This window comes from Streptomyces sp. NPDC054765 (assembly GCF_053612065.1).
Map to the genome: position 1 here is coordinate 21,589 of NZ_JBSHBP010000066.1, position 21,619 is coordinate 43,207.

Sequence of the window (21,619 nt, forward strand, 5' to 3'; positions counted from 1 at the left end):
ATGATCGATGACATGAAAGTACTTGTGATCGGGGCGACCGGAACGGTCGGCAGTGCTGTCGCCAGCGCGTTAGAGGCTTCTCATCAGGTCGTGAAGGCTTCGCGTAGAGGCCCGGTGAAGGTGGATCTGGAAGATCCTTCTTCTCTGGATGCGCTCCTCGGTGAGGTGCCGGACCTCGACGCGGTGGTGTGCTGTGCCGCCAGTGGCCCGCTGGTGGATTTGGCGTCAGCGGCGGATGACGAGTTCGCGGCCGGAGTGCGAGGCAAGCTCTTGGGGCAGGTTGCGCTGGCCCGGCGAGCCGTGCGTCATCTTCGGGACGGCGGTTCCGTCACTCTGACGGGAGGCACCTTCTCCGCTCCGCTTGCTGGCGGGTCGCTGGGGGCTCTAATCAACTCTGGTCTGGAGGGCTTTGTCGGCAACGTGGCTGGTGAGCTGCCGCGGAGGCTGCGCATCAATCTCATCAGCCCCGGGTGGATCAAGGAGACCCTGGAAGGCATGGGGGCGGACTCGGCTGACGGTACTCCCGTCTCCGAGGTAGCCCGTGCGTATGTGGAGGCCGTGGAAGGAACAGCGCAGGGCCAGACCATACGTCCGTAACTGCCAGATGGGGACGGCCCGCCGCCCGTGAGGGCCCGTGAGGGCGGCGGGCCGTCGAGACGGAACCTGTTCGCACGTCTGCAGAGAATGCGGCCACCCCATCCGGTCATCGCAGAACCGTCTGTGCCGCGACTGCCGGCGCAAGGCCGAACAGCGGGCGGCCCAGCAGACGTGCCCGCGCTGCCGCTGGCCCGGCTATCTGCGCGAGACGACAGGCTGGTGCGGTCACTGTTCACGGCCCCGGCAGCAGAAACAGCCTCCGAGGACCTGCCGCGACTGCGGCCAGCTGTGGCGACATGCCGGACTGGGACTGTGTCCGGCCTGCTGGCAAAAGCACCCTGGCCGTCCCTTCATCCGCGGGGAACACCTCCGCGACCGGCTCACCGATCCACCCTCCTGGCTGGGGGACTTTGTCGCTCATGTCGCCGCCCGGCACTGCATCGCCAGAGCCTGCGGCTTCGTCACCGGCCTCGGCCGACTCCTGGAAGACGGACACTCCACCTCACCCCAGGCCCTGCTGGAAAGATCCCGCAGGCCCGGACGGTCGATGGGCTCCTTCGCCCGCGCCGCCTTCAACACATCCCGGATGCGGGCCCAGGACCAACTGGTCGAGAAGGAGACGAACGGCTTCCGCGGCCAGCCCCTCGCCCTCGACCAGCAACATGAGCTGTTCCGGTGGTGGACAACCGACAAGCACGTGCACCCGCATGAAGCGGTGATGGGCATGCTGGCTCTGCTGCATGGCGCCTCCAGCTCCGAGGTGCGGATGCTGAAGATCGACGACATCGACCAGCAGGCCCATACTGTCCGGCTCGGGAAGCGGCCCCATCCCGTCCCCCTGGATCCCGCTTCCTGGACGGTGCTGCAGCAGTGCCTGACCCACCGCGAGGCATGGCGCACGGGCAACCCGCACGTCATGGTCACCAAGGGTACAAAGGCTGGGCGGAGCCCGGCCTCAACTGCCTATCTCTCCCACGTTCTTGACGACTGCGGCTTCCCGCCCCGCATGATCTGCAGCACCCGTCTCGTCGACCTGGTGAACACCATGGACCCCAAGCTCGTCGACGCGGCCTTCGGCATGGACCCGCAAGCCACCCTGATCTATCTCGTCGACCATGTCGACCCCGGGCGCCTGCTGATCGCTGAGCATCGGCCGACGTCCAGAGAATCCGCTGGTCAACACTCTCGCCATCCCCCAGACTCGGATGCGTGCGAGGGGCCCTCGGTGATCAGCACAGGGAACCCGTGACTGGAGGAGAGCAACGAGGATGGCCCACCTGCGACTCGCCTGGGTCCTGTCCGGACGTGGTTGGGCCGACTGCATCGTCAGCGACCACCAGGCGGAAGCCGAAGTCACGGCCTCCTATATCACCGCCGCCCCCGAAGATCTCTTGACGGCAGTAACACGTCTGATCGTCGGCGAGACCGAATGCCGAGCCCAGTTCGAGGCCGAACCCACCGCCTTCCGATGGATCTTCTACCGTGAAGGCACCAACGTGTGGATCGGCCTACTGGAACTGGCCGACGGCCGTGACCACGACAACACTGGGACCGAGATCTGGTCCACCCAGCAGAACATCGACGTCGTTGCCCGAGCAGTGATCCGTTGCTTCGACGAGGTCGCGAGGGAGTACGGCGAGAGCGCATACCGCGGCAAGTGGGGTGAGCACTTCCCTCGCACCGAGCTCGAAGTCCTCAGGACCGCGTGGCGCGAACACCGAGGCGACTGGGCAGCCTCTTGGACACCGTCGAACCCGTGACGTTTCGGCAGCACCTGGCACGGGTTCGCCGGAACATGTGCGCTTTGCCGAAGGACTCGTTGGAAGCGATCGCGACGCTGTTCTTCTCCTCGCGTTCGGTCAGGACCTGGAAGAGGAGTTCGGCGCCGTGGCGGTCGAGTTCCATGTAGCCGAGCTCGTCGATGCAGAGGAGATCGACGCGGCCGTAGCGTGCGATGGTCTTGTTCAGCTGCTTCTCGTTGAACTCGTTGCGGATCGAGGGCAGCCGCAGCAGGCGGCAAGCGGTGTCGATCGCGGCGTCGGCGGCCTGCTCGGTCAAACCTCGCTGGCGGGGCAGGGCCACTGGGCTTCTCCCTCATGGTGGTCGCTGCCGCTGGTGCGGACGGCGATCTGGCAGTAGCGGTCGACGCACGGAGCGAACAACCAGCCCGTCTCGAACAGCCATCCGGCAACAGCATCAACAGCGGCTGCTCGACCGCGAAGTACTCGTCGACCATCCGCGGCCGCGAACCGAACCTCCGGCGCCCGTCGTGCAGGTCCCACTGGTCGACCATCTCGTTCAGCTCGGCCAGGAGCCGACTTCCGGGACCGGTGTGAAGTGGTTGCGGCGAAAGTAGCCGATCATCCCTTCAACTCCGCCCTCCTCGTGAGTGCCTTCGACTCCGGGCCGGCAGGAGAAGCTCTCGATGTCGATCTTCCGTGGGTTCAGGAAATCTGAAGGCTCCATAGCGCGAACTCAGGGACTCGAAGAGGTCTCTGCTGCGTGAAAGGGGCCGGTTGCCACAGCGGAGAACCGGTGGTGGGCGACGGACCTGGATTCGGCTCAGGCGGAAAATGGCTGGGCGCCGGCCCATGACCGCGATCCGGCGGCATCTGCGGGAGACTGTGGGGTGCCTACTTCCAGATCGCTTGCAGCCTCCGATGAGATACGTACGTATCTCATCGATCAGCTGAATCTCGCCCTGCGACGTCCCGGAATGTTGGGGAAGGAGTCGGAGCTGGCCTTGCGCATGCTGATGGACCACTTGCTGTTCGCGGAGTGCCAGCCCGAGGCTTTGGCCGAGCAACAGCGCGTCTGGGAAGAGCGCGGCGCCTGGTCCAGCACCGGCATCGCGGGCGTGTTCCGCGATCTGATCCCGGAGCGCTCTTACGAGTGCGGCATTGCCTCGGTGTATGCCGAGTTCGCGCACCGCCGCGGCTGGCTCAAGCCCGACCGCGTACTGGACCCTGATGAACACGCAGTCCTGCAGAGTGCGGTCCGTCAGTGGGCAGGCAAGGACCGCGTGTGGATGGACGTCGTCGACGAGTTCGGTGCTCCTTCTATGTTGTTCGGCGGCAACAACCCCTACTACGGCAAGACCCTCGGCTACCTGACTGAGAACCCGGAGGAACCGATGGTGTCCTTCGATTTCTGGAACGGCAGTCCTCCGGGAGCCGAGCACTCATGGCCACCTCCGTACGAAGAACCCCTCCTGCTTGCAGTGCGCTTCGGAACGGGGCCCTTCCGTCAGACCTTCACCTTCACCCCGGAGGGCCGGCGACGGCTTCCTGTGGAGTAAAAGCTCAAGATCAGCGGGTGCTCGGTGCCTGCTCTGTTTCCGATTCGGTCACGGCCCTGCTGGAGCCGTCGCCGTATCTGCGTTCTGAGGGAAACAACGGGGCACGGGGGTCGTTGACCTTATCGTCGAACTCCCAGCGCGGCCCGGTGACCCACCATTCCAGCCGGACTCGGTACTGCCGTCGGCGTTCACTACGCTGAGCACGGGCGTGCCTTGCCGACCCGCGCTGCAACGCGGGCCTACTCGGTGACTGGTCGATCAATCACCCGGGAGGTACGCCCTTCGCGCGCTCCCGGGGAGCTGATCCACAAGTCCTGAGCATTGCTCCGGGCGGGACCGGACGGCCGCGAAGAGGCATGCGTCGGATCACGACAGGGGGGTGCGTCAACGAGTGGCTGATGTCCCCGGTATTCCTCCGGTATCCGCGCTGCGAGGCTTTAGTGTTGACGGATGGCCGAGGAGACACATAACAGCATGAGCGGACGGGCGGAGACGGTCGTTCAGGCTGGGCACATCGGTGAGGTGCACCAGCATCTGCATGCAGCGGCCCCAACAGCTCTGCCGGTGCCCTTTCAGCTGCCTCCCGCCCCCGCGCACTTCGAGAACCGGCAGGACGAACAAGACCGCATCACCCGAGCCGTCGACAGCCACGAGGGCCGTGTCGGTCCGCTGGTTGTCGCGCTCACCGGAATCGGTGGAATCGGCAAGACCGCGCTGGGGTTTCATATCGCCCGCCGGCTCCGACAGCGGTATCCCGGAGGGGCGCTGTACGTCAATCTCGACGACCTGCGCCAGGACGGGGCAGTCGAAGTAGCCGACGTCCTGGCAGAGTTGATGACCGGGCTGGGCGTCTCCCCGGAGTGGCTGAAGCCTTCCTTCGCCGGCCGCTCCCAGCAGTACTGGACACACACCCAGGACAAGAGGCTTCTTCTGGTCATCGACAACGCACGCTTCGGCGCGGAGGCCGTACCGCTCCTGCCCGCCTCCGCCGGAAGCCTGGTGATCGTCACCAGCCAGGGGACGCTCTACGACCTCGACGGCGTGGCCACGGTCGAAGTGCCGGTGAACGCGCTGAGCGTGGACGACGCGGTACGTCTCCTCGGGCACATCGTGGAGGACCCTCGGCTGTCCGCCGAACCAGAGGCCGCGGCGGAACTGGCCCGCGGCTGCGGGGGACTGCCTGCTGCGCTCCTGGTTGCGGGCCAGTGGATCCGCAAATACCGCCGACGCAGCCTGTCCCGGCTCGTCGCCGAACTCACCGCGGAGCTGCACGAGAAGGGCATTCCCATGGTCGAGGCCGTCTGGGACGCCGGATACTCCGGGCTGGAACCACAAGCCGCCCGTCTCTATCGCCTCATGTCCCAGCACCCCGCTCCGGTCATCACGGCTCCCGCCGCTGCCGCGCTCCTCGGCGGATCTCTCCCACCAGCTGAAGACGCTCTGGAGGAACTGGAATCGGCGGGCCTGCTCGAGGGCATGGACGAGGGCTACCGGATGCACGCGCTGCTGCGTGGACATGCCGACCGCCGCGCGCGCCAAGCTGACCGAGACGGTTCACACCTCGCAGGGGCCCGCCGCACCCTGACACGCTGGTACCGGCGCCAGGCTGCGCGAGCAGACTTGCTCGCCGCCGGCTCGCGCATGACCTTTGCCTCGACACCGCCATCGATCGGCGCAGTTCCTGACGTCGAGTTTTCGGGCAAGATGGAAGCCCTGCGATGGCTGGAATCGCAGCGACTCGCCCTCTATGGCTGCGTGCGACTGGCCTTCGAGAGCGAGCTGTACGAAGATGCCTGGGCTCTGTGCGAACCGCTCTGGACGCACTTCCTCGACCACCGGCACTACGCGGACATCATCGACGCCTTCAGCACGGGCGTGGCAGCCGCCGAGCGGGTGGAAAACGTGCCGGCAATGGTGCGCATGCGCTGCCAACTGGCCCGCCCACTGTGGGAGCAGGAGAGATACGACGAGGCCGCGGAGCAACTCCGGTGGGCGTTGAGCGCCGCTGAGACACTGGGGGAGTCCGCACCGGAACGCAAGCTGAAGGCTTCGGCAGTGGAGTTCCGCGGTTCACTGAAGTACGCCCAGGAGGATTGGGCAGGGGCTGCCGCGGATTTCGAGGCCGCGCGGGACGTCCACGTGGCACTGGGGAACGCGTACGGAGTGCTGCTTCAGAACTACCTGTTGGGCCGGACCCTCCTGCGCCATGGCGAGCCTGAGCGGGCTGGTGCCCTGTTGCACGAAGCACACCGGGCAGCGCAGGAGCACAAGCGTGAGCGTATGACGGCGCGGACGGGCTTCGCTCTCGGCCAGGCGCTGCGCCTGGCCGGGAGGACAGCGGAGGCCGGCGACCTTGTGCGCGCGGCGCTGGTGCATGCCCGGGAACGGAAGTCGTCCTTCGACGAGGCCCGCATCCTCACGGAACTGGCTGCGCTGGAGGACGAGGCCGGACAGACCGCAAAAGCGCAGGCACACCGGGCCGCGGCACGATTGCTGGCCGCTCGCTCCGGTCGCCTTCCGGGCGACGATCAGAGCTCGTAGCCGAGGTCCGCGCTCTTGGCCGAAGTCACTTCCACTTGGACCGCGAGTGGGCCGAAGTCGCAGACCAGCGATACCGGAGGCGTCCAGTGCGGGGTAGCGCGGAGCCAGGCGTGCACCGCCGACACCACCCCGGTCGGGTCGGTGCGCACCACGCGCCCGGCGGTTCGACACGCTTCGATGCGGACGCTGAGCAATCCTGCCGAGCGGCTTCGGACCAAGCACCGCTCCGGGGTGAGGATTGCGGCGGCGGTGCGGCATCCCGGGGCTTCGTCGAGGACCCGGGCGGTCCAGCCGCCTGCCGTCCAGGTGCTGGAGTGCGGCTCGGGGGAGGCGGGCTGTGCCCGGCGCCACAGCACTGAGGCGCTCTGAATCCGGCGCGGACCCGCGTCAGGGTGTTCGGCCGCGAGGTGGTGTACCTCCTCCGGGGTACTCGGCGGAAACCGCGCAACAGCGATCCTCGCCCCGGACACGTCGGCCCGTACCGCGAACGCGCTTGGGCGGTGAGGCGCGGAGCCCGGCTGCGGAAGGGGCTGCGGCGCAGCCGGCACATCCGGCGGAGACAGTTCCAGCAGCCGGTAGAGCTCACTCCGCAGCCGCGCCAGGGCTTGACCGGGAAGCGCGAAAGCCGCGTCGGCGAACTGCCTCGTGTCGAGGGCTTCGGCGGCCCGGAGGACCCGGTCCAGGTCACTGGCTTCGCTGAGTCGCGGGCTCGCGGCCAGCATCTGAGCCATGGGAGTGCCGGGGATCAGCTCGCTGCCCCCCTCGTACGCTCCGATCACAGGCCGTCCGAGAGCCGCAGCGTAGAGAGCGGTGGAGCCGTGGTCGGTGACCACGGCGTCGGCCGCGACCAGGAGGCCGGCCCACTCCGCGTACGGCCCCGGAAGAACCAGGCCCGCTGACAGGGCAGGAGCGAGGCTCCGCATGAGATCGAACGACCCGGTCCGGCTGTACTCGTTCGGATGCAGCACGAGGGCGATCTGATACGCGTCGTGGGGGAACTGGCCGACGAGCTCGCCCGGCAGCTCGGGCCGACGGGCCATCAGGGACTCCGGGCCCCAGGTGGACGTGAGCACGATGAGCCGACGCTCGCCCGTTCCCAGCACTGCGCGGTATCTCTCACGATGGCCGGTCGAGCCGAGCAGCCGGTCGAGAGTCGGGTCGCCTACGACATGTGCCCGGCCGGCGGCCGCAGGACAGTGCTCAGCGAGGCGGGTGATCTGTTCGCCGTGCGCCAGGGCGTGCAAGGCGGCCCACGGCTCGCTGTCGACAAGCAGGAAACTGGGGTCCAGCCCGGACGGGAGATGCGGCGAACCCTCTCCGATGACGCTCTTGTTGAAGCCGGCCCCGTGAGGCATCACCACCCGGGGTCCCGAGAGGGCGTGCAGCGGGCCCTTCGGACTGGCGGTCAAGATCAGGTCGTGCTTGTCGCCGCAAGCCCTTTCCCAGCTGACGGTACGAGCTCCGGACCGCTCCAGGGCTGCAAGGGCATCCACGTCGAAGGACGACCCCGGCACCAGGGTGACCCGAGTGGAGATACGGGCATCGCCCTCGAACACCGGCAGCACATCGAGAAGCCGATGCAAGGCACCAGCCGAACGAACAGCAAGGAGCGCTGCTCGCTGCTCGCTGCTCGCTGCTCGCTGCTCGCTGCTCGCTGCTCGCTGCTCGCTGCTCGCTGCTCGCTGCTCGGAAATTATCCATTGTAGCCTGAACTGTACTCAATTCGGGGTGCGGAGTGAATTCCTTGAACCTTCTGCGGCACGGTGCAGAGGGTGCTGCTGCTGGAAAGTGGGCAGCCGTTTCCCGGCAGATGCCGGCTCCTGGCTGCTTGGAGCATTCGACGCCATACGAGGGCGCGGGAAATGTGCCCTGAGGATTCTGGAGATGCCCACCAAGGATCGCGGGAGTTTCCGGATTCACTGGCGTCGTCAACGTCTTTTCAGGGCACGATGCGGAGGCTCAGCTCGGTGGAAGGCTTGCGTATTCCGCTCGGGCCCCGCCGTGAAGTACGGGAAGAAGAGCAGTCGTGGTCCCTGGCAGCGCAGGCGATGCCCGGTCTTGTCCCGTCGATGGGCGGTGGGGGCCGGAAGCCCGGATCTTCTTCACACCGGGCACGATTGCGCTTCCGTCAGTGCACGGCTGCTCTACCGTGGCACGAGTAAGTTCTATCGGCGCCTGTAGAGCGACGGTGATACAAGGGGGCATGGTGGAAGCTGAGTTGGCGACGCTGGCGGCGACGGGTGCGACGACCCTGGTGGGGCTGATGGTCTCGGAGGCATGGACCCAGGCACGGGGGCGCGTGGTGCGCTTCTTCGCGCGTGGCGACGACACCGCCCTGCCGGACGAGCAATTGGCCGCATCGAGGGAAGAACTCATCGCCGCCCGTGATGCCGGCGATGCGGACGCGGCGGCGGACGTGGAGGAGGAGTGGCGGCTGAGACTGCGCCGCACACTGCGGGCGGATCCGGTGGCCGCCGAAGAGCTTCGGCTCCTGTTGGAGGAGCTCGCTCCGCAGGCGGTACCGCCTGCCGTGACCGTCCACAACACCATCAGCGGCGGCACCCAGAACGGCCCTGTCATCCAGGGACAGCATTTTTCCAGCCTGACGTTCCACAGCCCGGCCGTGCAGTCGCCCGAGCAGTCGCCCGAGCAGGGGCCGGGGCCGGGGCAGGGGCCGCTGTGACGGGCGACGATTCCGACGCATGCGGGCAAGCTCCCCACGTCCAAAACAGTCCTGACCGGCCGGCCGCAGTCCTGAGCGGCGGCCGGGCCGTCAGGACGACCCGGCCGCCGGGGAATCCCCGCTCTCGGACGCGGCGCGCGGCACCGACTGCTCCACACCCAGCCCGCGGGCCGGCGGCCCCTGGCACCCCTGGGCGGCCGCGATCCCCAGCGCCACCAGCAGTGTCACCACCACGAACACGATGACGCGCTGGCGCAGCAGCCGGCGGTCGGGGCCGGGACGGCGCCCGGCCGACGTCGTACGCAAGGGGGTACGCGCGCCGTTGCGCCCCGTGGGCCGCGCGGCCGGAACACGTCGCGCCGTGCGCCCGCCGGTCTTCCGCGGTTGCGGCCCCGCGGCCGATGCCGGACCGGACGGCCGGGGGACCGCGTCGCGCGGCGCCGGGGGGCGGGACGGGTGCGGACGCGGCGCCGGGGTGCCCGCCGTCCGCCGCTCGGTACGCTGACGTGCGTACTCCTCGGCCCGCTGACCCGTCGGCCGGTCTGCAGGACGGCGCTCCGCACGCTCCCAGCCGGCCCCGGCACCCGCCCCGTTCTCCAGCGGCCCGCCCGACGGGCCGTGCGCCTCGCGGGCCGCGATCTCCTTGAGCCGCAGCGACAGCGACAGGGTGCTGGGACGGTCCGCCGGATCCTTGGCCAGACATGCGGCGAGCAGTGGCGCCAGGGCGTCCGGCACCCCGGCGAGGTGTGCCTCCTCGTGGACTACGCGGTAGAGCATGACCTCCGAACTTCCCTGCCCGAAGGGGGAGTCGGCAGTACAGGCGTACGCGAGGGTGGCGCCCAGCGCAAAGATGTCCGTCGCCGGTGTCACCGCGGCCCCGCGCACCTGCTCCGGCGCCAGAAAGCCCGGCGAGCCGACGGCCGTGCCGACATGGGTCAGCGTGCTGGCACCGGTCGCCCAGGCGATACCGAAGTCGATGATCCGCGGGCCCTTGGGCGACAGCAGAATGTTCGACGGCTTCAGGTCGCGGTGCACCACGCCCGCGTCATGAACGGCCAACAGTCCCTCGGACAGCGCGGCACCGATGGATGCGACCTGTGCGGGGGACAGCGGACCGGCCTCGTTGACCTTGTCGTGCAGCGACGGTCCCGGGACGTACTGCGTGGCGAACCAGGGGCGGTCCGCATCGAGATCGGCCGCGACCAGCCGGGCCGTGCAGCCGCCGCGGATCCGCCGGGCGGCCGAGACCTCCCGCGCGAACCGCGAGCGGAACTCCTGATCCTCCGCCAGGTCCGGCCGGATCACCTTGAGGGCCACCCGCTGCCCTCGTTTGTCCGAGCCGAGATAGACCACGCCCATCCCGCCCGCGCCGAGCCGGCGGTGCAGCCGGAACGTCCCGACGACACGCGGGTCCTCGCGTCGGAGCCGCATCATCGCCATGTCCGTCCCCTACCTGCGGTGGGGAGCCCCCTCCGCTGCCAACCGTCTGACGTGGCACAGCTTACGGATTGACGGCTCGCTGTGCGCAGAGGCCGCGCATGCGTCGGCGGCCGGATTGCCGGTGGCGGGTGTGATTCCCGGAGTGCGGGAGGAAAACCCGGCCGTCGTGCGCCCCGGCTGCCCGTACACGATCCCAATGATCCGTCGCAGAAGGGGGATTGGCGGGATGAAGGGGGATCGCACCGGGTTCGTCGTGGATGCCGGGGATACGGCCAAGAGCCGGAAAGCGGCGGTGCGCGAGGCGGTCCGCGGGGGCCGGACCACGGTCCGCGGGGGAGCGGCCAAAGTGAGCGAGGTCACCCACAGGAGTGCGCGGGCCGAGGCGGTGCGACCATCCCCCTGGGGGAGATCCCCAGGGCCCGGGTCCGTCTCTCCACCCAGGGGAGTACACGGCGCGCGGTCCCGTCATCCTCCCGGAGGCCGATCAATCGGTACGACGGCATGACGCCCGTCGCCGGCCGCGTGCCTACTGTTGTCTTCAAGCGGCGGGCGCAGCGCTCGTCCCCCGAGGTCAGACGCCCGCCGCCCCAGTCACGACGGGAGCGGCACGATGGCGGAGAGACCGCGGCGAAAGGCCCTTCGAGCGCAGGGGCGCCGGGTCGCCGCCGTGCTCGGCGGCCGGCAGTCCGGTACCCGCCACCCCCTCGTCGCGGTGGCCATGGTGCTGCCGCTGGCGATCGTTCTCGCCGTGGTTTTCGGCGGCTGGGAGGCCGTCATGACACAGGCGTCGTCCGTGGTCGGAATGCTGGGGCGTTGAGCGGCACCCCAGGCCCGGGAGAGCGGCCCGGGACGGGGATCTCCGGCTGAATTACCCCGTGGGGACGGGGGTGCGACGGACGGCACGACGGCCGGGCATCTGGGGAGATGCCCGGCCTTCGGGTTTTTCCCGGCCACCGCCCTGCCCGGCCACCGCCCTGCCCGGCCCACCACCTCGCGCGTACGATCCCGGGCCGGGCCGTCCACGGCTCGCACCACCACCCACGGCGCACCCGGCGTGCGCCGGACTCGGGGGAACGATGAGCACCGCCCTGCTCGCCTGTCTGGCCGAGATCGAGACTGCGGCCGACGCCTGCGCCCGGATGACCTCCCTGCCGGACCGGTTGGTGCCCGCCGGCCCGGACGTACGGTGAACACCTCGTCGCCGGGAGGCCGTTCCGGCGGCGCCGCAGTGAGCGGTGAGGGATGACAGGAGTGGGGCCGACGATGCCGTGCCCGAGTGCCGTGCGCCGATGCATACGTACCAGCGCCACGGCGTCCGGGGAGAACAGCGCGCCAACTGCCGGGGGATCTTCCTGGACTACGGAGAGCTGGGGGCGCTGACCCGTCTTGAGTCACAGTGGTCCCAGCAGCCCCCGCCGCCACCCGACCCGCAGGCCTACCCGGCCGCCCCGCCTGGGGCGCCTCGCACCAGGGCCACCACGGTCACCATGGACACCACGGCGATCATCACCGCAGCTTCGGCCGCATGTTGTTCTCCTCCTGAACAACGACCGAGGGCCGGAGCGAAATGCTCCGGCCCTCGGGTTCAGGTGTGGACGATACTGGGATTGAACCAGTGACCTCTTCCGTGTCAGGGAAGCGCTCTCCCGCTGAGCTAATCGTCCTCGGGAAGCGGATCACGAAGATCCACCACTGCGTGCGCGATACTGGGATTGAACCAGTGACCTCTTCCGTGTCAGGGAAGCGCTCTCCCGCTGAGCTAATCGCGCGGGACGGACACCCCGGTGAAGCAATTCGGGGATCCAGTGGACGATACTGGGATTGAACCAGTGACCTCTTCCGTGTCAGGGAAGCGCTCTCCCGCTGAGCTAATCGTCCTTGGAGGTGGAGACGGGATTTGAACCCGTGTAGACGGCTTTGCAGGCCGTTGCCTCGCCTCTCGGCCACTCCACCAGGAGTGAGGGGGTTCGGGAAGATCCCCCACATCGAGCGGACGACGAGACTCGAACTCGCGACATCCACCTTGGCAAGGTGGTGCTCTACCAACTGAGCTACGTCCGCAGGTGTCTCTCCCAGACTACGTCTGGGAGCTACTCGGCCTCCGGGGCGCTTGCGTGTCCCGGCGACGTGTTGAACTCTAGCGGATTCCGGGGCCAGTACAAAAACGCGTTTGTGCAGCGTGCTGCGCTGCTCGCTCGGCACAGGCGGGGTCCGGGCCGCCGCCATAGACTCGCTGACGTGCACGACTTCGCTCCGATGGCACGCTTCGGCGGCCTGATAGCCACCGACCTGCTGGATGTGACCAGCGATCCCGCGGCTCTGGACTCCACGGGCTGGTGGGCCGTGGCCGCCGATTTCGGGGGCTCCGTGGTCTGCGCCCGCTTCGGCGACGTACGACCGGCCACCGCGGCGGACGGGCCCGCCCCCGACGGCTGGCGCGGCCCCGCCCCCGGGGCCTGGGCCAGTTCCCTGGACCGTGACGCCTATACCGGCGGCGTACGGCGCATCCGTGAACACATCGCGGCCGGCGACGTCTACCAGGTGAACCTCTGCCGGGTGCTGACCGCGCCGCTGCCCGATCCCGCCCGCGCCGACGTGGACGCGCTGTCCGCGGTGCTGGCCCGCGGCAACCCGGCACCGTACGCGGGCACGATCCGGCTGCCCGCTCATGGAGTCGAGATCGCGAGCGCTTCCCCGGAGCTGTATCTGCGGCGCGACGGCCGCACCGTCGCGTCCGGCCCCATCAAGGGCACCGGGCGGACCGCGGCGGACCTCTCGGCGAAGGACCGGGCGGAGAACGTGATGATCGTCGACCTGGTCCGCAACGATCTCGGCCGGGTCTGCGCCACCGGCACCGTCACCGTCCCGGCACTGTGCGCCGTCGAAGAGCACCCCGGCCTCGTCCACCTCGTGTCCACCGTGCGCGGTGAACTGGACGGGGCGAACGAGAAGACCGCCTGGGCGGATCTGCTGGACGCCACCTTCCCGCCCGGGTCGGTCACCGGTGCCCCCAAGTCCAGCGCGCTGCGGATCATCGCCCAGCTGGAGACCGCGCCCCGCGGCCCCTACTGCGGTGGCATCGGCTGGGTCGACGCGGACCGTGGCACCGGCGAGCTCGCGGTGGGCATCCGTACGTTCTGGATCGACCGCACTGTGCCCGGCGGCCCGGCGCTCCGGTTCGGGGCCGGCGCCGGGATCATCTGGGACTCCGATCCGGAGCGGGAGTGGGCCGAGACCGAGTTGAAGGCGCGCAGGCTGCTCGCGGTAGCGTCGGGCCTGCACGAGGCGAGTGGAGGAAAACCATGAAGATCTGGCTCAACGGAGGGCTCCTGGACGCCGAGGGCGCCCGGGTCTCGGTCTTCGACCACGGGCTGACGGTCGGCGACGGAGTCTTCGAGACCATCAAGGCCGAGCGCGGCCGTGCCTTCGCCCTCACCCGCCATCTGGAGCGCCTGACCACCTCGGCCCGCGGACTCGGGCTGCCCGATCCCGATCTCGACGAGGTACGGCGCGGCTGCGCGGCGGTCCTCGACGCCAACCCGATGGCCCTGGGCCGGCTGCGGCTCACCTACACCGGCGGCGTCTCCCCGCTCGGCTCGGACCGCGGCGAGGCCGGTCCCACGCTGGTCATCGCGCTCTCCGAGACCCGGCGCCGCCCCGACACCACCGCCGCGGTCACCGTCCCGTGGACCCGTAACGAACGCGGTGCGCTCACCGGCCTGAAGACGACCTCGTACGGCGAGAACGTCGTCGCCCTGGCCCGCGCACGTGAACTGGGCGCTTCGGAGGCGCTGTTCGCCAACACCGTCGGCGCGCTCTGCGAAGGCACCGGCTCCAATGTCTTCGTCGTTCTGGACGGCGAACTGCACACCCCGCCGCTGCACTCCGGCTGCCTGGCGGGCATCACCCGGGCCCTGACCATCAGCTGGGCCGGCGCCAAGGAGACCGATCTGCCGCTGGACGCCCTGGAGCGGGCCGAGGAGATCTTCCTGACCTCCACGCTGCGTGATGTCCAGGCCGTGACCCGGGTCGACCGCCGCCAACTCGCCGACGGTCCGGGCCCGGTGACCGCGGACGCCATGCGGATCTTCGAAGAGCAGTCCGCCGCCGACTTCGATCCGCGGTGATGACGGGCCCGCACACGGGCGAGTAGAAAGTCCTCGTGACCACAACGCTGCGCCCCGCGGGACCGGAAGAACGACACGACGGCGGGCGCCGGGCCCGTCCGTACGACATCTGTGTCAACAGCCGCCGGGTCGGCGGGATCCGGCTGACGACGGACGCCCGGTTCGGCCCGACGGCCGGCCGGATCGCGGAGCTGGCCATCGACGAGCCGGACCGGCGCCGCGGCCGCGCCACGGTCGCCGCACTCGCCGCCGAGGAAGTGCTGGGCGGCTGGGGCTGCCGGCAGATCGAGGTGACCGTGCCGGCCGGTGCGGCGGCCGCCGCCCGGCTCGCGGCGGCCCTGGGCTACACCGAACGCAGCCGCATGATGAGCAAAAGCCTCGACGGGCCGCCCCGGCTGCCCGTCGACAGCAGCGCCCGTGCGCTGAGCGAGGCGGAGTACCCGGCCTGGCGGGACGCCGCGCTCGCCGAGCACGTCCGTACGCAACGGGGCCAGGGCATGTCCCGCGCCCGCGCCGAGGAGATGGCGGCCGCGGGCCACCGTGCCCTGCTGCCGGACGGGCCGGACACTCCCGACCAGGTGCTGCGCGTCCTGACCCGGCGTGGCGCCGATGTCGGCAGCATCTGGCTCGCCCTGCGGATGCCGGACCAGCCGGGCGGCTATGTCGTCGATGTACGGGTCGCGCCCGGACACCGCGGGCACGGTCACGGCCGCACCCTGATGCTGGTCGCCGAGCGCGAGAGCCTGGCCGCCGGCCGCGCCACCCTCGGTCTGGACGTCTACGCGGACAATGCGCCGGCGCTCGGCCTCTACACCTCGCTGGGCTACCGGCCCACCGGCTACCAGCTGTGGAAGCCGATCCTGTGAGGGAGCGGAACCGGTGAGGGAGTCCGCGCGGCGCCCGTGCGGGCCGGGCTCAGTCCTGCCCGGCCAGCAGCCGGTCGGCGATCTCCTCGATACGGGCGCGCAGCCCTTCCTGGCTCTTGCCGCCGTCCAGCCGCTCGCCGCCGATCACATATGTCGGGGTCCCGGTCACCCCGATCGCCTTGCCCTCGGCCTGGTCCGCGTCGACGATCAGCAGATGCCGCCCGTCGATCAGCGCGGTCTCCAGCTCCTCGGCATCCAGCCCCAGCTCCCCGGCGATCTCCAGCAGCAGCTTCTCGCCGCGCTTGCCGAGCTCCTCGGTGCGTGCCAGCACCGCCTCGATGTACGGCCGGCCCTGCCCCTGCTCGATGGCCTCCTCGGCGGCCTGGGCGGCGACGTAGGCGTGCTTGTGCTTGGGCAGGGGGAAGTGGCGCAGCCGGACGTCCAGCCGGTCGCCGTAGCGCGCCCGCAGCGCCCGCAGGTCCTCCAGGGCGGTGTGGCAGTCCGGGCACTGCAGTTCGCACCACACGTCCAGAACGGGGCGGACGGGGGTGGCGGAGGTGGTGGCGTCGTTCATGGGAGCCAGTCTTCCAGCTTTCCGCCGGCAAACGCCGGGAGGTACCCCGGCCGGTGCCCGAACCGGGACCTGCGGAGGAGGGCTACCCCGAGATGTCCCTGAGGCCGTCCCGGAACATGGCCCGCACGGGGCCGGACAAGGCAGGATGGAAGGGAGCAGATCGGCTGCTCGCCCCTTTCATCGGCAGGAGGACCGGATGCTGACCTCGACCGTCTGTGCCGCGGTGTCGGCAGCGGGCCTGGGCATCGCCGCGCTGACGGCATACCGCAAGCGGTTCCTGGCTGCGACCCGCATCGCCGCTTTTTCCCTGATCCCCATCGGCCTGGTGATGACGGGTGTCATCGACTGGGTCACCAACATCGTCTTCAAGCCCACGGTCTGGGCCGGCTTCGGTGTGCTCGCGCTCTCCGCCCTGCTGTTCATGATCAGCAGGGGCGTGGAGCGCCGCCGGGGCGGGATCGGCAGCCGTAAGGAGCGCAAGGCCGCTGCGGGCGCCCGGTCCGACGCGGTGGCGCCGGCCGCCTCCGTACCCTCCCTCGGCGCCGGCCGGGGTGCGGCGCAGCCGGCCGCCCAGGGGAAGGCCGCCCCGGGCAAGGGCGCTCAGGGCAAGGGCGCCGCACCCAAGGATGACTTCTCGGACATCGAAGCGATCCTGAAAAAGCACGGGATCTGATGAACTACCGCTGCTGAGGCGCTTATCGGGCGCATTGGCACGATCATCTGCGTCATGATGCGCGCGAGATGAACGATGAGTGCGCCCTCGCCCAAGACGACGCCCCGTCCCCCGAACCGCGCGGTTGCCTGTTCGCGCTGTCCCAGCCGCCGCTGATGCTCTTCCTTGCCGTCATCGGCTTTCTGCTCCTTCTCGGGGCAGTGCACGACCTTTTCCTCCTGTGAGGCCGCCAGGGAGCGCCGGCCCCGGGCCCCGCAGGGGTGCCGGAGCGGTGCTCAGCCCGCCGCGGCCTCCCGCCGCCGTGCCCGGTAGGCCGCGACATGCAGCCGGTTTCCGCAGGTGCGGCTGTCGCAGTAGCGCCGCGAGCGGTTGCGGGAGAGGTCGACGAAGGCGTGCCGGCAGTCCGGTGCCTCGCAGCGCCGCAGCCGTTCGCGTTCCCCGGCGACGAGGATGAAGGCCAGTGCCATCCCCCCGTCGGCGGCCAGATGCTCGGCGACCGACGCGCCCGGCGCGAAGTAGTGGACGTGCCAGTCGTACCCGTCGTGATCGGTCAGCTGCGGTGTGGTGCCCGCCGAGGCGACCAGCGAGTTCAGCTGTTCGGCCGCGGTGCGGTCGTCGTCGGCCGCGAAGATCCGCGCGAACCGCGCGCGGACGGACCGTACGGCCGCCAGGTCGCCCGCGCCGAGCGCGCCCACATCGCTGACGTCATGGCGCTGTACGAAGTCCTCGAGGGCCGCGAGGCCGGTCAGGCTGTCCGGCGCTCCGGGTGTTTCGCCCTCCGGAGCGGTGTTCAGCAGATCCACGACCGCGTCCAGCGCGCACCGGGTGTCATGGCTGATCATCACGGTTCCGCTCCCTGGCAGGGTGGGGACGGACGGGTACCGCCCCCGGTGTCGTTGCCGAATGGTCGCCGACTCTAGCGCCTCCAACAAGCTTCAGCGCCGACTCCGCGGTGGGTCCGCGGCGACGACGCCGAAGTGTGCCGTATGAACTTGTCGGTCCTGCGCCGTCTCCCCGAGTCGGACGGGCGCAAGTGTGAGCGGGTGGGGGCTTTCGGTAACCGTGCTGCGTCTCAGCTCTCCGCGAGGATGTGGGAGAGCTCGGTGTCGAGATCGAAATGCCGGTGCTCCGTACCGGGCGGTACGGCGGCATCGGTCCTTTTGAGGAACGACTCGAGAGCCCGCGCGGGCGCCTCGAGCAGGGCTTCGCCCTCCGGGGAACTCAGAGCGATGCAGACAACGCCCTGTCCGTGGCTCCGGGACGGCCATACGCGGACGTCTCCGGTGCCCGTGGGCCGGTGCAGGCCCTCGGCGAGGAGGTCGCGGGCGAAAACCCACTCGACGGTCTCCTCGGCTCCGGTGTGGAAGGTGGCATGCACGGCATAAGGATCGGCCGTGTCATACCGCAGGCCCGCGGGTACAGGCAGTGAGGACTCGCTCGACACAACGAGGCGCAGGTGCAGCTCGCAGCTGACCGTGGTGTTCATAAGCGCCAGGGCCTTTCGCTCAGTGTGCGCTCGGGGATTCGCACGTCGGCGAAATCGACATGCCACCTACGGTGCCGTTGTAAACCCCTCTGACGGTTTTGGGTGGCTTCAGGTACCTCTTCCGGCGGATTGCGGGATCGTCCTCGGCGGTAATTCCGCCGGACCCGTCCCTTCCGGTAAGTTTGTGGGCATGAATACGCAGAGTGACGGGGGGCTGGGAATGGTGGAGGAGGACGCCGCTGTGGCCGGGCAGCCGCTCGGTTCGAGAGCGCCGCACTTCATCAAGCGCTCCCGGCCGCTGCATCTGAGCTGGCAGGTCGGAGTCTTCGTCGTCGGCCTCGCGGTCGTCGTGGGCGGCGTGATCATGCTGCCGCTGCCGGGGCCGGGCTGGCTGGTGATCTTCGGCGGTATGGCGATCTGGGCGACGGAATTCGTCTGGGCCCAGCTGGTGCTGCGCTGGACCCGGCGGAAGGTCACGGAAGCGGCCCGGAAGGCGCTGGACCCCGCGGTGCGGCGGCGCAACATCATTCTCACCACCGTCGGCGTAGTGATCATCGCCGCGGCGCTCGCGGTCTATGCCTGGAAGTTCGGCCTCGCCATGCCGTGGAACGTCTCCGAGTGACGTCGGCGTGGTCAGGAGTGCCCGCCGACGTGGGGTAATGTTGGCGTTGCGCCCGGGGCGATTAGCTCAGTGGGAGAGCGCTTCGTTCACACCGAAGAGGTCACTGGTTCGAACCCAGTATCGCCCACCCCGGACGACGGCCCGGAGACATCAAGTCTCCGGGTCTTCGCTGTTGTTGGGCGTGCGCACCGCCCCGGGGCGCACACTGGGATCATGCCCGACTGGTCACGCCGACTGCACCGCTACCGCTTCCGCAGCGTATGGCTGCTCAACGCCCCGCCGACCGTGGTCTACGCCGTCCTCGAACGCGCCGAGGCATACCCCCGGTGGTGGCCGCAGGTCCGCGAGGTACACCCGCTCGACGACCGCAGCGGCACCGTCCGCTTCCGTTCGCTGCTGCCGTACGACCTGACGGTGGTGGCGAGCGAGCGCCTACGGGACCCGGGCGCGGGGGTGCTGGAGATAGGGATGCGCGGAGACCTGGCCGGCTGGGCACGCTGGACGGTGGTGCCAGGTGCCGGCGGCACCCGCGTCGTCTTCGAGCAGGACGTCGAGGTCTGCAAGCCGGTGCTGCGGCGGTTCGCGCTGCTGGGACGGCCGGTGTTCCTCGCCAATCACGCGCTGATGATGCGGGCCGGCCGCCGCGGTCTCGCCGCCTGGCTGGCCCGCGGATGAGGCACCCCGGGCGTCCCCGCGCGGCCGCCCGGGACCGCGGGGGAACAGGAATTTGATGGAAGGCCCGCGCGGCCTGTATTGTTCTGCTCGTTCGCGAGGGAAACCCCGCCGACACCCGGGCGATTAGCTCAGTGGGAGAGCGCTTCGTTCACACCGAAGAGGTCACTGGTTCGAACCCAGTATCGCCCACCGGGATCAAGAACCGGGCCGCCAAAAAGCGGCCCGGTTCTTTTTGTTGGAAGAACACGGAACCGGGAATTCCTCCGGGAACTCTGCGGCCGGCCCGGAATTGCTGAGGGGGGATCAGGCCGCGGCGGGGAGTTCGGGGCGCAGCGGCCAGTGCGGATCAACGGTCTCGGGGTTGCCGCTGCGCGCGAACCACGCCTGCAGCCCGCGGGCCTGGGCCGCGTACCAGACCGCTTGGCGGGTGTGCAGCTCCGCCGGATGCAGCCCCTCCAGGCGGTCGGAGAAGCGGTGTCCCAGGGCCCGGACGACCCGCAGCGCGGCGAGCGCGTCGGCGGCCGCCTCATGGGCGTCGGTCAGCTCGACCTCGTAGTGGTCACACAGATCGGTGAGCGTACGGCGGCCCTTGCGGTAGCGGTCCAGGTGCTTGTCGAGGACGCGGGGATCGAGGATGCGCAGCGGGTGGGCGCCCAGATAGGCGTCGAGCGAGCTGGCGCGGTGCCGCTTCAACTCGCGCTCCAGGAGAGTGAGGTCGAACGGGGCGTTCATCACGACCAGCGGGCGGCCGGCCACCGACTGGGCGGCCAGCGCGCGGGCCACCTCCTCCAGCACCGGTGCGGGCCAGCGGCCGTGCAGCGCGAGATGGCCGGCCGTCAGGCCGTGCACCGCCGTCGCGGCCTCGGGTATCTCCACGCCCGGATTGATCAGCCAACGGGTGATCCGGGGCGTCGAGCGCGGCGTCTCCTGGACCACCAGGGCGGCGGAGACGATGCGGTCGCGCTCGACGTCGATGCCCGTGGTCTCGGTGTCGAAGGCGGCAAGCGGTCCGTCATACCAGCACGGCATCATCCCAACTCCTCGCGCTCGTACAGGGGATGACAGGCACGCCACCCGAGCTGGTGATACCCGAGCCGGCCGGTGGTCGAACCGTCTTTGTTTGCGGACCACTTGACGCGGAGACAACCAGAGGGACGGGCCGACGCGCTCCGCCCTCTCCCCGTCATCCACCCGCATCGATCGGCACAGCCCGGAAGGCACCCCCGCGATGACGCTCGCGCAGCCCGAACCGGGCGGGCTGCTGCCCCAGCTGACCACACCGCAGCGCGGCGGACTCGCCACCACGGCCTGCATGGAGACCCTCCAGGTGGGCTATCTGCACGCGGTCGCCGCCGCCTCCGGATGTTCGCTGGCGCAGCCCTTCCCGGACAACGGAATCGACTGGCACGTCAGCCATGGCGCGCCCGGCCACACCGTCGACGACGAAGTCACCATCAAGGTGCAGCTCAAGTGCACCTACCAGACCGCCCCCCGCCCGCCGGGTCCGACGTTCGCCTTCACGCTCGACAACGACCATCTGGTGAAGCTGGCCCGTACGCCCGTATCGGTCCACAAGATCCTGGTCGTGATGCTGGTCCCGCGGACCCAGGAGGACTGGCTGCGGGCCGGTCACGACCGTCTCGAACTGCGGCACTGCTGCTACTGGACCAATCTGGCCGGCCATCCGGTGACCGGCCGGCGCAGGACCACCGTGCGGATCCCGACCGCGCGGATCTTCGACGACCGAGCGCTCTGCGAGATCATGACGCGGGTCGGGGCGGGAGGGAGACCCTGATGTACCGGCCGACCGACGAATACGACGCGCGGCTCCTGGATCCCGCGCAGCTCGATCCGGCGGTGCTCAGCGCGCTGCTGGCCCGGCACGGCTGGCGGCGCAGGGGCGGGGCCGCGGGCCACTACGCCCGGTGGACACCGCCCGGCGGGGCGGGCGGCACCAGCCAGCGGGGGGCGGCCCACCGCCGCGTCCCCGACAGCGGGGCGGTGCACGCGGAGGCGCTGGCGGCGCTGGCGCAGAGC

At 69.7% G+C, this 21,619-nt stretch carries 21 protein-coding genes, 7 tRNA genes and 3 pseudogenes; 19 read left to right on the top strand and 12 right to left on the bottom strand.

The features are described 5' to 3' along the window. The first annotated feature begins 12 nt into the window (after window positions 1-12). The 3 genes from ACWGJY_RS30545 (at window position 13) to ACWGJY_RS30555 (ending at window position 2,357) form a co-directional block, all read left to right on the top strand. Window positions 13-597 (top strand): short chain dehydrogenase, encoded by a 585-nt coding sequence (locus ACWGJY_RS30545; protein WP_453264121.1) that lies wholly within the window; start codon window positions 13-15, stop codon window positions 595-597. A 547-nt stretch (window positions 598-1,144) separates the two neighbouring features. After that, window positions 1,145-1,846 carry a hypothetical protein gene (locus ACWGJY_RS30550; RefSeq protein WP_453264107.1) on the top strand — a complete coding sequence of 234 codons (702 nt, stop codon included), beginning with the start codon at window positions 1,145-1,147 and terminating at the stop codon, window positions 1,844-1,846. 19 nt (window positions 1,847-1,865) lie between these two features. Next, a complete protein-coding gene (locus ACWGJY_RS30555) occupies window positions 1,866-2,357 on the top strand; it encodes a hypothetical protein (protein WP_453264108.1) in 492 nt (163 codons plus the stop codon). Between the two features lie 46 nt (window positions 2,358-2,403). Here the strand turns inward: ACWGJY_RS30555 and ACWGJY_RS30560 are convergent. Beyond that, window positions 2,404-2,577: pseudogene (locus ACWGJY_RS30560) on the bottom strand (ATP-binding protein); the annotation flags it as partial. A gap of 769 nt (window positions 2,578-3,346) precedes the next feature. On the opposite strand from ACWGJY_RS30560, the gene ACWGJY_RS30565 reads away from it, so the two are divergent. Both ACWGJY_RS30565 and ACWGJY_RS30570 read left to right on the top strand, forming a co-directional pair. After that, complete coding sequence (locus ACWGJY_RS30565; protein WP_453264122.1) at window positions 3,347-3,895, top strand: hypothetical protein; 549 nt, start codon at window positions 3,347-3,349, stop codon at window positions 3,893-3,895. Between the two features lie 474 nt (window positions 3,896-4,369). After that, complete coding sequence (locus ACWGJY_RS30570; protein WP_453264109.1) at window positions 4,370-6,436, top strand: NB-ARC domain-containing protein; 2,067 nt, start codon at window positions 4,370-4,372, stop codon at window positions 6,434-6,436. On the opposite strand, the gene ACWGJY_RS30575 is transcribed toward ACWGJY_RS30570, so the two are convergent. Further along, window positions 6,424-8,019 carry a translation initiation factor 2 gene (locus ACWGJY_RS30575; RefSeq protein WP_453264110.1) on the bottom strand — a complete coding sequence of 532 codons (1,596 nt, stop codon included), beginning with the start codon at window positions 8,017-8,019 and terminating at the stop codon, window positions 6,424-6,426. The genes ACWGJY_RS30570 and ACWGJY_RS30575 overlap by 13 nt on opposite strands. Window positions 8,020-8,642: 623 nt before the next feature. Between ACWGJY_RS30575 and ACWGJY_RS30580 the strand changes: the two genes are divergently transcribed. Further along, complete coding sequence (locus ACWGJY_RS30580) at window positions 8,643-9,119, top strand: hypothetical protein (RefSeq protein WP_453264123.1); 477 nt, start codon at window positions 8,643-8,645, stop codon at window positions 9,117-9,119. A 90-nt stretch (window positions 9,120-9,209) separates the two neighbouring features. Here the strand turns inward: ACWGJY_RS30580 and ACWGJY_RS30585 are convergent, their stop codons facing one another. Beyond that, complete coding sequence (locus tag ACWGJY_RS30585) at window positions 9,210-10,559, bottom strand: protein kinase domain-containing protein (protein WP_453264111.1); 1,350 nt, start codon at window positions 10,557-10,559, stop codon at window positions 9,210-9,212. A 610-nt stretch (window positions 10,560-11,169) separates the two neighbouring features. On the opposite strand from ACWGJY_RS30585, the gene ACWGJY_RS30590 reads away from it, so the two are divergent. Both ACWGJY_RS30590 and ACWGJY_RS30595 read left to right on the top strand, forming a co-directional pair. Continuing rightward, entirely contained in the window at window positions 11,170-11,376 is a 207-nt protein-coding gene (locus ACWGJY_RS30590) for a hypothetical protein (protein WP_453264112.1), read from the top strand. Window positions 11,377-11,848: 472 nt separating this feature from the next. Then, window positions 11,849-12,102: pseudogene (locus ACWGJY_RS30595) on the top strand (zf-TFIIB domain-containing protein). Window positions 12,103-12,151: 49 nt separating this feature from the next. Here the strand turns inward: ACWGJY_RS30595 and ACWGJY_RS30600 are convergent. The 5 genes from ACWGJY_RS30600 to ACWGJY_RS30620 form a co-directional block, all read right to left on the bottom strand. After that, window positions 12,152-12,223: transfer RNA gene (locus ACWGJY_RS30600), tRNA-Val, on the bottom strand. 33 nt (window positions 12,224-12,256) lie between these two features. Next, window positions 12,257-12,328 (bottom strand) — tRNA-Val (locus ACWGJY_RS30605). A 37-nt stretch (window positions 12,329-12,365) separates the two neighbouring features. Continuing rightward, window positions 12,366-12,437, bottom strand: a tRNA-Val gene (locus ACWGJY_RS30610). Between the two features lies 1 nt (window position 12,438). After that, a tRNA-Cys gene (locus ACWGJY_RS30615) sits at window positions 12,439-12,512 on the bottom strand. Window positions 12,513-12,547: 35 nt separating this feature from the next. After that, window positions 12,548-12,620, bottom strand: a tRNA-Gly gene (locus ACWGJY_RS30620). 177 nt (window positions 12,621-12,797) lie between these two features. Between ACWGJY_RS30620 and ACWGJY_RS30625 the strand changes: the two genes are divergently transcribed. From ACWGJY_RS30625 to ACWGJY_RS30635, 3 genes are read left to right on the top strand one after another with little or no spacing between them, the layout of a single operon-like run. Continuing rightward, entirely contained in the window at window positions 12,798-13,865 is a 1,068-nt protein-coding gene (locus ACWGJY_RS30625) for a chorismate-binding protein (RefSeq protein WP_453264113.1), read from the top strand. Continuing rightward, window positions 13,862-14,686 carry an aminotransferase class IV gene (locus ACWGJY_RS30630; protein ID WP_453264114.1) on the top strand — a complete coding sequence of 275 codons (825 nt, stop codon included), beginning with the start codon at window positions 13,862-13,864 and terminating at the stop codon, window positions 14,684-14,686. The genes ACWGJY_RS30625 and ACWGJY_RS30630 overlap by 4 nt, the downstream gene beginning before the upstream one ends. Before the next feature lie 35 nt (window positions 14,687-14,721). Next, window positions 14,722-15,552, top strand: a complete 831-nt coding sequence (locus tag ACWGJY_RS30635) for a GNAT family N-acetyltransferase (RefSeq protein ID WP_453264115.1) — start codon at window positions 14,722-14,724, stop codon at window positions 15,550-15,552. 49 nt (window positions 15,553-15,601) lie between these two features. Here the strand turns inward: ACWGJY_RS30635 and ACWGJY_RS30640 are convergent, their stop codons facing one another. Beyond that, window positions 15,602-16,126 carry a DsbA family protein gene (locus ACWGJY_RS30640; RefSeq protein ID WP_453264116.1) on the bottom strand — a complete coding sequence of 175 codons (525 nt, stop codon included), beginning with the start codon at window positions 16,124-16,126 and terminating at the stop codon, window positions 15,602-15,604. A 196-nt stretch (window positions 16,127-16,322) separates the two neighbouring features. Between ACWGJY_RS30640 and ACWGJY_RS30645 the strand changes: the two genes are divergently transcribed. Both ACWGJY_RS30645 and ACWGJY_RS30650 read left to right on the top strand, forming a co-directional pair. After that, window positions 16,323-16,799, top strand: coding sequence for a hypothetical protein (locus ACWGJY_RS30645; RefSeq protein ID WP_453264117.1), 477 nt, complete (start codon window positions 16,323-16,325; stop codon window positions 16,797-16,799). Window positions 16,800-16,867: 68 nt separating this feature from the next. Beyond that, window positions 16,868-17,023 carry a hypothetical protein gene (locus ACWGJY_RS30650; protein ID WP_018087659.1) on the top strand — a complete coding sequence of 52 codons (156 nt, stop codon included), beginning with the start codon at window positions 16,868-16,870 and terminating at the stop codon, window positions 17,021-17,023. Window positions 17,024-17,074: 51 nt separating this feature from the next. Here the strand turns inward: ACWGJY_RS30650 and ACWGJY_RS30655 are convergent, their stop codons facing one another. Further along, window positions 17,075-17,644: a CGNR zinc finger domain-containing protein gene (locus ACWGJY_RS30655; RefSeq protein ID WP_453264118.1), complete on the bottom strand. Its 570-nt coding sequence runs from the start codon at window positions 17,642-17,644 to the stop codon at window positions 17,075-17,077. A 227-nt stretch (window positions 17,645-17,871) separates the two neighbouring features. After that, window positions 17,872-18,285 (bottom strand): SsgA family sporulation/cell division regulator, encoded by a 414-nt coding sequence (locus ACWGJY_RS30660; RefSeq protein WP_003959770.1) that lies wholly within the window; start codon window positions 18,283-18,285, stop codon window positions 17,872-17,874. Between the two features lie 220 nt (window positions 18,286-18,505). Between ACWGJY_RS30660 and ACWGJY_RS30665 the strand changes: the two genes are divergently transcribed. The 4 genes from ACWGJY_RS30665 (at window position 18,506) to ACWGJY_RS30680 (ending at window position 19,771) form a co-directional block, all read left to right on the top strand. After that, the gene (locus tag ACWGJY_RS30665) at window positions 18,506-18,907 is read left to right on the top strand and encodes a TIGR02611 family protein (RefSeq protein ID WP_453264124.1); all 402 of its coding nucleotides are present in this window, start codon (window positions 18,506-18,508) and stop codon (window positions 18,905-18,907) included. A 55-nt stretch (window positions 18,908-18,962) separates the two neighbouring features. Then, window positions 18,963-19,034 (top strand) — tRNA-Val (locus ACWGJY_RS30670). Between the two features lie 86 nt (window positions 19,035-19,120). Further along, window positions 19,121-19,582 (top strand): SRPBCC family protein, encoded by a 462-nt coding sequence (locus ACWGJY_RS30675; RefSeq protein WP_453264119.1) that lies wholly within the window; start codon window positions 19,121-19,123, stop codon window positions 19,580-19,582. A gap of 117 nt (window positions 19,583-19,699) precedes the next feature. Then, window positions 19,700-19,771: transfer RNA gene (locus ACWGJY_RS30680), tRNA-Val, on the top strand. Between the two features lie 114 nt (window positions 19,772-19,885). Here ACWGJY_RS30680 and ACWGJY_RS30685 read toward each other — a convergent pair. Further along, window positions 19,886-20,611 (bottom strand): exonuclease domain-containing protein, encoded by a 726-nt coding sequence (locus ACWGJY_RS30685; RefSeq protein ID WP_453264125.1) that lies wholly within the window; start codon window positions 20,609-20,611, stop codon window positions 19,886-19,888. 199 nt (window positions 20,612-20,810) lie between these two features. Between ACWGJY_RS30685 and ACWGJY_RS30690 the strand changes: the two genes are divergently transcribed. Together ACWGJY_RS30690 and ACWGJY_RS30695 are read left to right on the top strand one after the other, a co-directional pair. Then, complete coding sequence (locus ACWGJY_RS30690) at window positions 20,811-21,377, top strand: DUF4365 domain-containing protein (RefSeq protein ID WP_453264120.1); 567 nt, start codon at window positions 20,811-20,813, stop codon at window positions 21,375-21,377. Further along, a pseudogene (locus tag ACWGJY_RS30695) lies at window positions 21,377-21,619 on the top strand (hypothetical protein); the annotation flags it as partial. The gene ACWGJY_RS30690 and the pseudogene ACWGJY_RS30695, both read left to right, overlap by 1 nt.

Coding starts and splice junctions, on each gene's coding strand:
- ACWGJY_RS30545 (WP_453264121.1), top strand. CDS start 13: ATGAAAGTACTTGTGATCGGGGCGACCGGAACGGTCGGCAGTGCTGTC.
- ACWGJY_RS30550 (WP_453264107.1), top strand. CDS start 1,145: ATGGGCTCCTTCGCCCGCGCCGCCTTCAACACATCCCGGATGCGGGCC.
- ACWGJY_RS30555 (WP_453264108.1), top strand. CDS start 1,866: ATGGCCCACCTGCGACTCGCCTGGGTCCTGTCCGGACGTGGTTGGGCC.
- ACWGJY_RS30565 (WP_453264122.1), top strand. CDS start 3,347: ATGCTGATGGACCACTTGCTGTTCGCGGAGTGCCAGCCCGAGGCTTTG.
- ACWGJY_RS30570 (WP_453264109.1), top strand. CDS start 4,370: ATGAGCGGACGGGCGGAGACGGTCGTTCAGGCTGGGCACATCGGTGAG.
- ACWGJY_RS30585 (WP_453264111.1), bottom strand. CDS start 10,559: ATGGCGATGATGCGGCTCCGACGCGAGGACCCGCGTGTCGTCGGGACG.
- ACWGJY_RS30590 (WP_453264112.1), top strand. CDS start 11,170: ATGGCGGAGAGACCGCGGCGAAAGGCCCTTCGAGCGCAGGGGCGCCGG.
- ACWGJY_RS30630 (WP_453264114.1), top strand. CDS start 13,862: ATGAAGATCTGGCTCAACGGAGGGCTCCTGGACGCCGAGGGCGCCCGG.
- ACWGJY_RS30640 (WP_453264116.1), bottom strand. CDS start 16,126: ATGAACGACGCCACCACCTCCGCCACCCCCGTCCGCCCCGTTCTGGAC.
- ACWGJY_RS30645 (WP_453264117.1), top strand. CDS start 16,323: ATGCTGACCTCGACCGTCTGTGCCGCGGTGTCGGCAGCGGGCCTGGGC.
- ACWGJY_RS30650 (WP_018087659.1), top strand. CDS start 16,868: ATGAACGATGAGTGCGCCCTCGCCCAAGACGACGCCCCGTCCCCCGAA.
- ACWGJY_RS30660 (WP_003959770.1), bottom strand. CDS start 18,285: ATGAACACCACGGTCAGCTGCGAGCTGCACCTGCGCCTCGTTGTGTCG.
- ACWGJY_RS30665 (WP_453264124.1), top strand. CDS start 18,506: ATGGTGGAGGAGGACGCCGCTGTGGCCGGGCAGCCGCTCGGTTCGAGA.
- ACWGJY_RS30675 (WP_453264119.1), top strand. CDS start 19,121: ATGCCCGACTGGTCACGCCGACTGCACCGCTACCGCTTCCGCAGCGTA.
- ACWGJY_RS30685 (WP_453264125.1), bottom strand. CDS start 20,611: ATGCCGTGCTGGTATGACGGACCGCTTGCCGCCTTCGACACCGAGACC.
- ACWGJY_RS30690 (WP_453264120.1), top strand. CDS start 20,811: ATGACGCTCGCGCAGCCCGAACCGGGCGGGCTGCTGCCCCAGCTGACC.